Origin of the sequence: Aeromonas sp. 5HA1, from assembly GCF_029237245.1 — a bacterium.
Classification (GTDB): Bacteria; Pseudomonadota; Gammaproteobacteria; order Enterobacterales; family Aeromonadaceae; genus Aeromonas; species Aeromonas salmonicida.
The window spans coordinates 92,798-105,924 of the sequence record NZ_JAACFW010000003.1 but is presented as its reverse complement, the minus strand read 5'-3'; the positions used below and the strand labels follow the sequence as shown (position 1 = coordinate 105,924).

At 62.5% G+C, this 13,127-nt stretch carries 5 protein-coding genes; 2 read left to right on the top strand and 3 right to left on the bottom strand.

The annotated features are described in order from the left end of the window. Positions 1-36: 36 nt before the first annotated feature. The 3 genes from pbpC to GWQ27_RS04110 form a co-directional block, all read right to left on the bottom strand. On the bottom strand, positions 37-2,421 hold the full coding sequence (gene pbpC / locus GWQ27_RS04120; protein WP_275906741.1) for a penicillin-binding protein 1C: 2,385 nt from the start codon (positions 2,419-2,421) through the stop codon (positions 37-39). Further along, positions 2,399-7,285: an alpha-2-macroglobulin gene (locus GWQ27_RS04115; protein WP_275906740.1), complete on the bottom strand. Its 4,887-nt coding sequence runs from the start codon at positions 7,283-7,285 to the stop codon at positions 2,399-2,401. The genes pbpC and GWQ27_RS04115 overlap by 23 nt, the downstream gene beginning before the upstream one ends. A gap of 170 nt (positions 7,286-7,455) precedes the next feature. Then, positions 7,456-9,144, bottom strand: coding sequence for an FAD-dependent oxidoreductase (locus tag GWQ27_RS04110; RefSeq protein ID WP_275906739.1), 1,689 nt, complete (start codon positions 9,142-9,144; stop codon positions 7,456-7,458). Positions 9,145-9,278: 134 nt separating this feature from the next. Between GWQ27_RS04110 and GWQ27_RS04105 the strand changes: the two genes are divergently transcribed. Both GWQ27_RS04105 and pflA read left to right on the top strand, forming a co-directional pair. Then, positions 9,279-12,218 carry an EAL domain-containing protein gene (locus GWQ27_RS04105; RefSeq protein ID WP_192873358.1) on the top strand — a complete coding sequence of 980 codons (2,940 nt, stop codon included), beginning with the start codon at positions 9,279-9,281 and terminating at the stop codon, positions 12,216-12,218. Between the two features lie 65 nt (positions 12,219-12,283). Further along, a complete protein-coding gene (gene pflA / locus GWQ27_RS04100) occupies positions 12,284-13,069 on the top strand; it encodes a pyruvate formate lyase 1-activating protein (protein ID WP_059168524.1) in 786 nt (261 codons plus the stop codon). The last annotated feature ends 58 nt before the right edge of the window (positions 13,070-13,127 follow it).

The following is a 13,127-nucleotide window of genomic DNA, read 5'->3' as shown; positions in this document are numbered from 1 at the left end:
GCGCGCTGCCCGGCCAAATCAGGAGGATCCCCCTCTTCAGGAGGGATTCTCTAACCGAAACTCCACCCTGTCGCTGTTGCCCGCCTCGTCGACCACCACCAGCTGGTAGCGGCCTGCCTTGCTCAATACCTGATCCCCATCCCAGCGCAGACGTTGGCCATTGAGAAACCAGAATGGCTTGCCCACGCCACCCAGCACCCTGGGTTGCAGGCGATAGCGCTGGCTACGGATAAGGCTGCCCTCCCCCAGGGCGACGATGCGAATCGGCGCCTGCAGATCCGCCCCCTGTGCCTCTCCCTCACAACCGCTGGCGAGCAGCGCCTTGCGCCGCTCGCCTGGCGCGCGCCAGGGCTCCAGCGACAAGGGCCACAGCGCCCGCCAGACAGATTGGCTGGCATCGTCACAACGGGCCAGGGTCGGCTTGCCCTGACTGGTCAGTGCCACCTGGCGCAAGGGGGAAGGCCAATCCATGGGGTCTGGCAAGGTAGGGGGATCCCGCTCATCCAGCAGCCAGGCGCGCTGATGCTGCAAGCAGGCCTCAGGCAGGGTGGCACTCACCCGCCGCCCCAGTGGCCAACAGATCTCGGCCTCGCTCACCGTATTGGGTTGCGCCGGCAAGAGGCTGTTGTCCCCCAGTCGCGAATAGACTGAGAGCAGCAGCGGCACAGCCGCGCTCTGGCCATAAAAACCGGGCAAGGGGGTGCCATCGGGCCGCCCCAGCCAGACCCCCAGGGTCCAGCGGCCGGAGACTCCCAGCGCCCAGCTGTCCCGATAGCCATAGCTGGTGCCCGTCTTCCAGGCCAGCCGGTTGACCCGGCCGGTCGCCTCGCTGGCAAAGGGCTGATCAGCACGCCCCTGCGAGCTTAAAATTTGCCAGGTGATCCAGGCGGCCCCGGGGCTCAGCAAGGGGCGCGAGACCGCCTGTTGCCCCGCCAGCCAGACCGGCATCGCCACCTGTCCCTGCCGGGTGAGGGAGCTATATAGCGCCACCAGTTGTTCCAGCCTGACGCCGGCCGCCCCCAGCGCAATAGCCGGATTGGGCTTGTCGGAGAGGGCCAGCCTGACCCCGGCGTTGTCCAGTCGATTGACCAGAGTATCGGGCCCCAGGGCCTCCAGTACCTGCACGGCGGGGACGTTGAGGGATTGCTGCAACGCCCGGGTCAGGGTGACAGGCCCCTGAAAGGCGCCGGTAAAATTGGCGGGTCGATAGTCCGATCCCAATCTGGGTGCATCGGAGAGCAGGGAGGCCGAATGAACCAGGCCGGCATCGAGGGCCAGACCATAGATAAACGGCTTGAGGGTGGAGCCGGGTGAGCGGATCGCCTGCACCATGTCGAGGTAGCCATGACGGCGCAGATTGCCATACTCGGCGCTGCCCACGTAGGCGCGCACCGCCATGGTCTGGTTATCCACCAGCAGCAGGGCGGCGGAGGTCTGTTCCGGGAAACGACGGATATAAGTCGCCACCCGCGCCTCCAGCCAGCGCTGCAGATCGCCGTCTATGGTGGTGTGCACCAGGGCGCCCGGCTGACTGTCGGCGGCCAAACGGGCAAACAGCGGCGCCTCCATGGGGGTGAAGTGACCGCGCGCCAGCACGGGTTCTATTCGCCCTTCACGCCACACGGCGTCTGGCCAGGCTCCCTGTTTGACCAGCCGCTGCATCACCTTGTCACGGGCGGCGCGGGCGCGATCCGGATGGCGATCGGGTCGGTAACGGCTGGGGGCCTGCGGCAGCACCGCCAACAGGGCGGCCTCGGCATGGGTGAGTTTGGCCGCACTCTTGCCCAGATAGGCAAAGCTGGCCGCCTGTACCCCTTCAAGGTTGCCACCAAAGGGGGCACGGTTGAGATAAACGGTGAGCAGGGTGCGCTTGTCGTAGTGCCACTCCAGCTGCAGCGCCCGCGCCATCTGGCGCAGCTTGCCGGGCACGCTCCTGTGATAGGGCTCGATCAGGCGGGCCACCTGCATGGTAAGGGTCGAGCCCCCCGACACGGCCCGCCCGTAACGCAGCCACTGCCAGACCCCGCGCACCATGGCCACAGGGTTGACCCCGGGATGGCGCCAGAAATGGCGATCCTCGTAGCCGAGCAATGCCTCTATGTAACGGGGAGAGACCTGCGCCAGGGTCACCGGATAGCGCCACACCCCGCTGGTATCGGCAAAGGCGCGCAGGGGGCGCCCCTTCATATCGAGCACCACCCGCGCATAGGCAGGATCCAGCGGTGGCGGCGGGTAGGCGCGATCCAGCACCAGCAACACCAGGATGAGAGCCCCCATTCCCAACCCCGTCAGCCGCAGCCAGCGAGGCAAACCTGGCAAAGCAAGCCTGCCCTGATGCAACCACTGGCGAGCACGCGACCAAAAACCGGCTGGACGCGCCTCGTCCTGCAAAGGCGAATTACTCAGAAATGGCCACCTCATGGATATCCTGGCCCACCGCCCGCAGTTCGGGTCGATACATGTCTTCCACTTGGGTCGGCGGCACCTGATAACGACCCGGGGTCACTGCTCGCATCAGATAGACCAGTTGCTGATTGCCCCCCTCGCTCAGATCCAGCGCGGCCGTGTAACGATCGTCTCTAAACTCCTGATGTTTGAGGTAGTCGCTCCACTCGCTCTGCCACGCAGGCTTGCCCTCGATACTGAGCTCCTCGAGCTTGATGCTGGTGCCAAGGGCCGGGTTTTCCAGCTCAAATCCCGCCGGCAGCATCTCCACCAGCAAGGCATCGGGCACCGTCTGCTCGCTGCTCACATTGAGCCGCACCACCACCAAATCGCCCACCTTGACCTTGGCAGGATCGAGCTGCTTACCATCGGCATTGAACCAGCTGCGAGTCACGCTCATGCCCTGGCTGATGCGTACGGGGGCCTGCTCCGGGTAGCCTACCAGGGTGCGCTGCACATAGAGGGAGCCCTTGCCTTCATTGGTCACGCCAGTCGCCGCCAGTGCCTCGGGGGCACCGATCTGCACACTGTTTTTACCGGCAACGGCCTGGTTGCCACTGATTGACGCTACCCTGGCCTGCCAGTCAGCCGCAGGATCGACCTGTGCCAACCGCAACAGGGCCAGCCGCTCCTGAGTGCTTAGCCACTGGCGATGGGCCAGGGTATCGGCCACCTTGGCGCTGAGCTCGGGCCAGCGATCCTCGGCCAGCTTGTGCTGGCGCAGCAAGGCGAGCTCCAACGCCCCATCGCGCAGGGGCGAGCCGTAATCGGCCAGATAGTCATCGCCGCGCGGGGTTGCCAGCGCCCGAGTCACAGCCTTGGCAGCCGTCTGCTCATCCCCCATGGCGGAAAGCGCCAGCGAGAGGTGCAACAGCGGCAAACCGGAGCGGGCATGATCCGCCTGCTGCTCCCAGATGAGGCGCAAGGTGGAAAGTGGCGCCTTGCCTACTCGCGCCAGCACGAAGGCACTGTAAGCCTGATAAGCCAGCCGGCTGTGTTCGGGGGCACTGCTCCAGCGTTCCCCATACTGGCTGTCGCCGAGATAGCTCTGCAAACGGTTGATGGCCTGACTCAACATGGCCTCGGGCACGGCATCTCCGGCCTCTTTTCTTGTCAGCAGATAGTCGGCCGCATAGGCGGTGAGCCACTGCTCCTCATCGGAGCGGCCATCCCACAGACCAAAGCCGCCGCTGGGCAATTGCAGTCGTTGCAACCGTTGCAGCAGGGCGCGCTGCAGGTCCACCTCGCTCACCGGCTTGTCCACGTTTGGCAGATTGTTTGACCAGGCAGCACGCTCATCCGCCGTAGTCAGCAAGTAAGGCCAGGCGCGAGACAGGGTCTGCTCCAGACAGGCGTAGGGGTACTGGGCAAGCGCTTGCCACTGGCCGGCCGGATCCCAGGGAGGCGTGCCGGAGAGGCTGAGCAGCCCTTGCAGATTGACGGGATCCAGCCCGGCCAGCTCGCTCTGGGCAAAGCTCATCTGCTGGTTGGGTGCCAGCATCTGATAGCGCTGGCGCGTCTGGGCTGGCCAGGGGGATCGCAGCGACAGCGACCATTCGCGGTTTACCGCAAAATCCTTGCCGCTGGCGGCCAGTTGCAGGCGAGCCACTCCGCTCGCCCCGGTCACTGTGAGCGGCAGGGTCAGCCACTGCTCCTCGCCATTTTTCAGCGCCAGCGTCCCGGGCAGTTCGCCGCCCGCCTGCAAGCCACCGGTCAGAGTCCAGGTCAGCGACAGGTTCTGATCTTCACCACTCATGTTGCGCAGTTGCACCAGGGCACGGGTCTCATCCCCTCTGGCCCCAAAACGCGGCCAGCCTATCTCGGCCACCAACGGCGCCACGACTTTGACGGCACGCTCGGCCTGACCCACCTGCTGCTCGTTCCAGGCCAGCGCCATCAGCGCCAGCTCGCCGTTGAAGTTGGGCAGATCAAGCGGGATCACCGCCTTGCCACTCTCGTCAAAACTCACCTCGCCGCTCCAGAGCGCCGCCACCTCGACCCGGCTCTCCAGCGCCCCTCCCTTCTTCAGGGCCGGCGCATCACCGCCGTAGTTGAGGCGAGCCAGCTTGCCATCCTGCGGCGGTATCACCTGACCGTAGTTGTCGAACAAGTCTTGCGCGAAGCGCTTGCGGCCAAAGAAGATCTCGAACGGATCGAGGGGTTGGTAATCGCTGATATTGAGCACGCCCCTATCCACCGCAGCAAGTACCACCCGGCCCTGGCTGTTTGGTGTCGAGGTCACCGCCACCTCGAGGCGAGTGAGCGGCACCGCCTTGTCCGGCGCACTCAAGGTGAGCGGCAGGCGGCGGGCCTCCCGGTCGAGCGCGAGCGGCACCAGACCGACCGACCGCAGGCTCTGCACACTCTTTTGGCTCACCGGCTTTGATTCGCTGTCAGGGGCGGCAATCTGGGCAGAGATATGCAGATCATGGCGCTGCCACTCAGGGCTGACGGGGATCTCGAACTCGCCACGCGCCTCTGCCAATCCACCACCTTCGGCTCGCAGCTCGATACGCTGCCACCAGCGCAGGCCGTCACCATCCTCCACCAGCAAGAGCCCCTTGCCCGCACGGGGGGCAACCAGAGTCACTTTCGCCTTGTCACCCGCCTGATAGGCGCGTTTGTCGAGGGTGATGGCAATCTTGTCAGGCCGCGCCTGCTCACCACCGCCACCCCAGGCGTAACTGCCGATCTCGACCCGCAGACTGGACTGATGGCCCTGACTGTTCTCCACCTCCAACCGATACCAGCCCGCCGCCAAGGGCAAGCTGAGGGTGGTCGGCCCCTTGCCATCCAGTTGCAGTGTCTGCTCCTGCTCCAGATAGGGCTGACTGTTGAACTCGTACTTCCACCCTTCGCCATCGGCGTAGTGCCAGTAGTAGTCACGGAATTCATTGACCAGACGCACCTTTACCTCGCCCGCCACCGGCTGGCCCTGCTCATCGAGGTTGAGGATCTGGAAAGGCAGCGTCTTGCCCCCCTCCACTCTGTCTGCCACGAAATCGGCCTTGAGCGCAGGCCACTGGCTACCGGTGGGCCAGCCGTACTGGGTACGGCTGCGATTGACCGCCCTGCCACCGGGCTCGGATAAAGAGACACGATAAGCCACCTCCAGCGGCCCCAGGGTCCCCACGCTGGCAAGTTGATCCACCAGCGAAAATGCGCCATGCCCCTGCTGGTCCAGGGTGAGCGTGACAGGCTCCAGATCCCTGGCCTGCTCGGTCAGCAGCACATCCCCCAGCGTAAACTCCTGCCACTGGGTGAAGGGCATGGAGGCGCGGCTTATCTTCACCTCTGCCTTGGCCTTGGTGGCACTCGCCGGGGCGCCATAGAGATAATCCCCCTGCAACGGCAAGGTGAGTGCCTCCTGCGGGTTCAGTAATTCACCATCCGGTCCCTTGCCGAGTTGCAGCTTGAGCCGCTCCGGCAGGAACTCTTCCACCAGGAAGGGCCACTCGAAGCGGCTGCCAGCGGCGGTTTTCAGGGTGATGGTCCAGCGGCCGAGTGGCGCATCATCCGGCAGGCGCAGGCCATAATGGGCGGCGCCCAGGCTGTCCGGCAGCAGACGTTTTTGCTCCAGCAGCTGGCCATCCGGCTGTTTCACTTCCAGCTCCACCGCCATGCCCGGCAGCAGCTGGCCATCCTGCCCTTTTAGCAAAATTTCACTGTCAAGCCGCTCGCCGGGGCGGTAGAGATCCCGCCCGCTGAACAGATAAAGCTGCTGGGCCTGCCAGGGCTGGGTGCCCAATTCAAAGGCGGAGAGATCCAGCGCGGCGCCATCGAGGCGCAGCACAGCCAGATGCTTGCCCTGCTCGGCCAGCAGCAGGCGCGCACCCTGCACCTGATCGAAGCGGCGATGCCCCCGCAGATCGGTCTGTTGCACCTGCAGCCGGTTGCCCTTCTCGTCGAGCAAAGAGAGTTGTACCTCCTTGAGGGGATCCGCGCTCGAGAGCGCGCTGACAAACACCTCCAGCTGGTCCCGATAGCGACGGGCACTGAGCCCCATGTCGCTCACCGCGAAATAGGTGGTCTCCTTGCGCCAGTCGTAGTTGCCCAGGGGGGACATGACCGCAAAGTAGACGCCGGCCTCGGCCAGCTGCGGCTCCTTGACGTTGATGAGGCGGGTCTCGCGGCGATTGGGATCTAGCTCAAGGGCGTAACGGCCGCTGAACACCCGCTTGGCGCGGCTGGTGATCTGCTCGAGCTCCCAGTTGCCCATGCCTGCGCCGGGTCTGTATTCGGCCAGAAAACGTGGCAGATACTCGGCATCGACCCGGAAGAAATCGATATTGACCTCATCCACGTTGACCGCGCTGATGGGCAGGCGCAACTCCTGACGAAGCGGCAGTACCATGCCGCTCGCTGCAAAGGAGGCTCCCGCCTCCAGTGGCCGGGTCTTGAGGGTCCAGCTCTGCGCCTCAGGCCCCAGCCCTGCTTTGAGGGTCACCTTGTAACGCTTGTCGGGTGCGACCTGCGGGAAGTAGAGGGTGCGGCCATCCTCGGCCAGGACCCACTCCCCCTGCAACTGCTTGCCCCCCTCGCTCACACTGAGCCAGGTTTGCCAATTGGACTTGGGCGCCAGCGGGCCGGAGAAGACCAGCGCCAGCGCCGGTGCATCCCGATACTGGCGGGCATTGGCCTGCACCACAGTGTCTGGCGCCCCCGCAACTTGCCGGGCTGCGGACGCCTGATCGGCGGTTGCCGGCTTGTCCGGGCCGCAACCGGCCAAGAGCAGACCGGTCAGCCCTGTGAGCAACAGGGCTGACCAGCAGCGCCTAAGTGGTGAGACGAAAGCATGAGCACATTGGTGAGCAGCAGGGCGAGGGTCGAAAGGGCGCATAGGTTCCATCCCGGATTGGATCGCTGCCATAGCAGCGCGATAGGCAACAGGATAAGACATCCGACTCGCTTGACACAAAACTCATTGCAAAATGTCGAGCACAGATTGCCACCAGACAGATAACAAAAAGCCGACCCTGAGGTCGGCGTTTCACGGCAGCGGTGAGTCGGTTAGTCCATCACCGCCATCTGCCAGGTTTTAAAACCGCCGGAGAGGTTCTTCACCTTGAAGCCGTGCTGGCTGAGTAGGCGGCAAGCCACGTGTCCCCGCAAGCCCACCTGACAGCTGATGAGCAGCTCCTTATCCCTGGGCAATTCATTGAGGCGAGTGCGCAGCTCATCGAGGGGAATGTGCAGGGCACCCGGGATGCGACCCAGCTTGTCGAGTTCGGGGCCATTGCGCACATCCAGCACCTGTTGATGGGGGTGACGAGCCTGTACCTCGGCAGCGTGGCAGAGGATGGTATCCCCCTTCAAGTGGTTGCTCGCCACAAAGCCCGCCATGTTGATCACATCCTTGGCCGAGCCGAACGGCGGTGCATAGGTAAGCTCCAGATCCTGCAAGTCAAACACCGTCAGTCCGGCGCGCTGGGCCACCGCCAGTACGTCGATGCGCTTGTCGACCCCATTCTTGCCGATGGCCTGGGCACCGTAGATCTTGCCATCGGGGGCGAACAGCAGCTTGAGGCTGACCGGATGGGCGCCCGGGTAGTAACTGGCGTGGCTGCCCGGATGCACATAAGCCTTCTCGAACGGCAGGCCCAGTTGCACCAGGCGCTTCTCGTTGAGACCCGTGCTGGCCACCGCCAGATCGAACAGCTTGCAGATGGCGGTGCCCTGGGTCTTCTTGTAGGTTTCGGCCCGCCCCAGCATGTTGTCGGCGGCGATGCGCCCTTGCCGGTTGGCAGGCCCCGCCAGGGGGATCAGCACGGATTCGCCGGTCACAAAATCTGTCTCTTCCACCGCATCCCCCACCGCATGGATGAAGGGATCCGAGGTGCGCATGCCGGCATCTACCTTGATGCCGCCGCGCGGGCCCAACTCCAGCCCCGCTTTTGCGGCGAGCAGGGTTTCTGGCTTGACGCCGATGGCCAGGATCAACAGACCGGTTTCAAGATGTGAGCCATCACTCAGGGTCAGACGCAAGCCACTGCGCGTGGCGCTCGCCACGGCGGCGGTTTTCTCCGCCAGCACATCCAGACTTTCGATGGCGGCAAGACCGGTGCGCAGCCGCAGATCTATGCCCTCTTCCTGGATACGGGCGTGGAGCATATTGGCCATCTCTTTATCCACCGGCGCCATCACCTGATCGGAGAGCTCCAGCAGGGTGACCTCCAGCTTGCGCTGATGCAGTGCCTCCATCATCTCCAACCCGATAAAGCCGCCACCGACTACAGTGACATGGCGCGGATGATCATGCTGCAGAGCAGCAAGGATGCGATCCATGTCAGGGATATTGCGCAGGGTATAAACATGCGGGCTGTCGATGCCGGGGAAGGGAGGACGGATTGGCGCGGCCCCCGGGCTCAGCAGCAGTTGATCGTAAGGCTCTCGCCGCTCTTCACCGGTTTGCAGATTACGCACCAGCAGGGTCTTGCCAGCCTTGTCTATCTCGATCACATCGTGAAAGACTCGCACATCCACATTGAAACGGCGCTTGAAGCTCTGGGGTGTCTGCAACAGCAGGGCATCCCTATCCTGTATGTCCCCCCCTATGTGGTAAGGCAGACCGCAGTTGGCGAAGCTGACAAACTCGCCACGCTCGAATACCACTATCTCGGCCTCTTCGCTCAGACGGCGAGCTCTGGCCGCCGCAGAGGCGCCGCCAGCCACACCGCCTACAATCAGGATCCGTTTCATCAGCAAGACTCCGGTGAACAACAAATTGCCATTAAATTAGCGATTTCTAATTTAGATTTCAATGAAATTTTGTTTGCACCGGTTTTGCAGTATTCTTGCCACCCGACAGTTGTTCAACAGGATGTTATCAGTTCATGTCGTCTACCGCGCTCAGTCACCTTCCTCCTGCCAGCCAGACACCGCTGTTCTTTCGTCTGGATGTGCGCAGCCAACGGCTGGTCGCCCTGACCGATGTGATGCAAACCCCGCTTCATTGGCTGGATGAACCGAGAAGTGCCTGGCCGGCCCAACTGCCGGATGCCCTGCGACTGCCCATAGAGCAAGCCCTTGCCAAGGGTCAGGGGGGCAAGCTGATGCTGCGCTTCGCCGGACAGCAGTGGCATATCGCCCTCTCCCATGAACAGGATGCCTTCTGGCTCATCTGCCTGCAGACCCAGCGCCAGGAACCCATCGCCGATCTCGCCTTGCAGCTGCCACGCCTGAGCCAGATGGCCAGCCAGCAACAGTTCGTCGCCATGCTGGAAGCCCTCAAGGAGAGCCTGGGGGCCGATCGCCTGATCCTCTGGCACTATCAGGCCAATGGCTCCCTCGGCAGCGAACAGCTGACCCCAGTCTTTGCCCTCGGCGCCGAGGGGCTTTCGGCTATTCGCGGTGACAGTCGCTACATTCGTGCCTTGCGCACCCGCAAATCCTTGAGTTTTTCCGAGGCGGCCCACCAGCCCATGTTGAGCCAGCACTACTATCTGGCCAATGCAGGGGTGAGTTCGCGCCTCGATGGCGCCCTGCTGGAGCAGGAAAAACTCATCGGCGTGCTGAGCCTTGAGTACCTCAGCGCCACAGTGCTGAGCGAAGAGATGCTGCAACTGGTGCGCCACAGCGCCCAATTGCTCGGCCACTGGCAGCCAGAGCCTGAACCCCTCATCAATCCTGTGCTGGCCTTGCCCGGCGAGCTGACCCTGTTGACCGGCATCGCCTATTGCCGTGCACTGGTAAACTGGGCCGTCACCATGAGTGGTGCCCGCATCGGCTGGGTCGGCGAATACCAGCCGCGAGGCCAGGAGCTCTGGATCATTCCGCGCTGCGTGCTGGAAGGAGAAACCTTCTCCATCCTCAAACCCTTACAACTGGACCCCGGCCCCGCCCAGGAGTTGTTCCAGCACGGTCAGGCCCTCTATGTGGAAGACCTGCCCCTGCGCTATCCACACGCCACCCAACTGCTGGCCCTCAATGCCAAGGCCTATGTCGGCGTGCCGTTGCACGGTCCGAGCGGTGCCCCCATGGGACAGCTCACCTTGCTGCTCGACACGCCGCTAGCCGACCCCATGCCCTTGCTCGATGCCCTCAGCAGTCAGCACGAACGGGCCGCCATCGAGTTGCAGCGGCTCGCCGCCGACGATGCCCTGCGCCTGGCAGAAGTGGCCTTCAACACCCACGACGGTCTGCTGGTCATGGATCACCAGGGGATCATTCTCAAGGTCAATCACTCCTTTGGCCGCATCACGGGGTTTGGCAACGATGAGATGATCGGCCAGCATATTGTCAGGCTTCGACCGACCTATTATGGCGATCACCTGAAAGAGGATGTCAGACGGGCCATCGATGAGCAGGAGTTCTGGATGGGCGAGGAGCGCTGCCTGCACAAGGATGGGCATCTGTTCCCGGTGCGTCTCATGGTGAGCGGGGTCAAGGATGAGCTCGGCGAATTCAGTCACTACGTCTGCAGCTTCTACGACATCACCAAGGAAAAAGACGCCGCCCGTCACATAGAGCAGCTCGCCTATTACGACGATCTGTGCGGCCTCTACAACAGGCGCAGCCTCAACAACATAATGCAATGCACCCTGCAGGCACCGAACGGTCAATGGGGCGCCTTGCTGCTGGTGGATCTGGACAACTTCAAGTCGATCAACGACTCCCTCGGCCATGCCTGTGGCGATCAACTGCTGCAAGCCGTGGTCGAGCGGCTCAAGGGACTGCCTCAGGACAACCTGGTGCTGGCCCGCATCTCGGGGGATGAATTCGCCCTGCTGTTCACCGCCCTGGGTCAGGGTTATGTCACTGCCAAGATCCTGGCCGAGCACTTCGCCCGCGAGCTGATGGGGCTGTTTCGCACCCCGTTCGACATCGAGGATCACAAACTCCATTGCAGCGCATCTGTGGGGATCAGCCTGTTTTCCAGCGAAGACCAGGATCATCTGGTGCTGATGCAGCAGGCCGACACCGCCACCCACATGGCCAAGCGGGCCGGTCAAGGCAACTATGTCTTCTTCAGCGAGGCCATGGCCGAGAAAGAGAAGAGCAAGCTCACCATCAACAACCAGCTGCGCGATGCCCTGCGCCACCATGAGCTGCAACTGCACTATCAGCCGCAATACAGGGTCGATAATGGCAGCTTGTCCGGCATAGAGGCACTGCTGCGCTGGCAGCGCAGCGACGGCACCATGGTGCCGCCGGCCGAGTTCATCCCTATCGCCGAAGAGACCAGCCTCATCCAGGACATCGGCTACTGGGTGATGAAGACCGCCTGTGCCCAGTACAGTTTCTGGCTCAATCGCGGCTTTGCCATTCCCCACCTGTCGGTCAACGTCAGCGCCCGTCAGTTCCACACCGCAGGCTTCGTGCAGCAGGTGGAATACATACTGCGCGACACAGGGGTGCCCCCTTCCCGCCTGCTGCTGGAAGTGACCGAATCCGTGGTGCTGGAAAACCGGCTGGAGAGCATAGCCCGCATGCGGCAACTCAAGGATCTCGGCATACTGCTCTCCATCGATGACTTCGGCACCGGCTACTCGTCGCTGGCCTATCTGCGGGATCTGCCGGCGGACGAAGTGAAGCTCGACCGAAGCTTCATTCAAACCCTGGTTCACAGCGAACAGGACAAGGCCATCGTCAAGGCCATCCTGGATCTGGCCAAGGTTTTCCGCTTTACCGTCACCGCCGAAGGGGTGGAAGATGAGGAGCAGCTCGCCATCCTCAAAACCTTGGGATGCCAGCATTATCAAGGTTTCCTGACCAGTCGGCCGCTGACGGTAAAAGCCCTGGAAAGCCTGCTCGGCGCGGCCCAGTCGGGCTAAACAGGTAGGATTTATAGGGATTTATGTAATAAAATCACGGCCTGCTCGAATCGTTGGAGTCGTCTATGTCTGTCAGTAATCAGATCCCTGCCGTTGAAACCAGTGCATCCGGTGTCATTGGCCGGATCCATTCCGTTGAAACCTGCGGCACCGTTGATGGCCCCGGAATACGGTTTATCGTATTCATGCAAGGCTGTCTGATGCGCTGCAAGTACTGCCACAATCGGGATACCTGGGATACCCAGGGTGGCCGCGAAGTGACAGTGCCGGAGTTGATGAGCGACATCACCAGCTATCGCCACTTCATGAATGCCTCGGGTGGCGGTGTTACCGCCTCCGGTGGCGAAGCCATGTTGCAACAAAATTTTATCGCCGAACTGTTTGCCGCCTGCAAGGAGAAGGGTGTTCACACCTGCCTCGATACCAACGGCTTTGTGCGTCACTACGACGAACAGCTCGACAAGGTGCTCGACAACACGGATCTGGTGCTGCTTGACATCAAGCAGATCAATGACGAGAAGCACATTCCCCTGACCCACGTCAGCAACAAGTACACCCTGGAGTTCGCCCGTTATCTCGCAGCCAAAGGCAAGACAATGTGGATCCGCTACGTGGTGGTGCCGACCTGGTCGGACGATGACGAGAGCGCAGAGGGACTGGGCCAGTTCATCGCCGAACTGGGGGATAGTGTCGAGAAGGTGGAACTGCTGCCCTATCACGAGCTGGGCAAGCACAAGTGGGACGTTCTGGGTGAAAACTATGATCTGACCGGGATCAAGCCCCCCAGCAAGGAGACCATGGACAGAGTTCAGGGCATACTCGCCAAGTACCACAACAACGTCAAATACTGATGCCTCAGCAGGGCTGGCAAGGAATACGCCAGCCCTGCTGATATTGAGACACTGCATC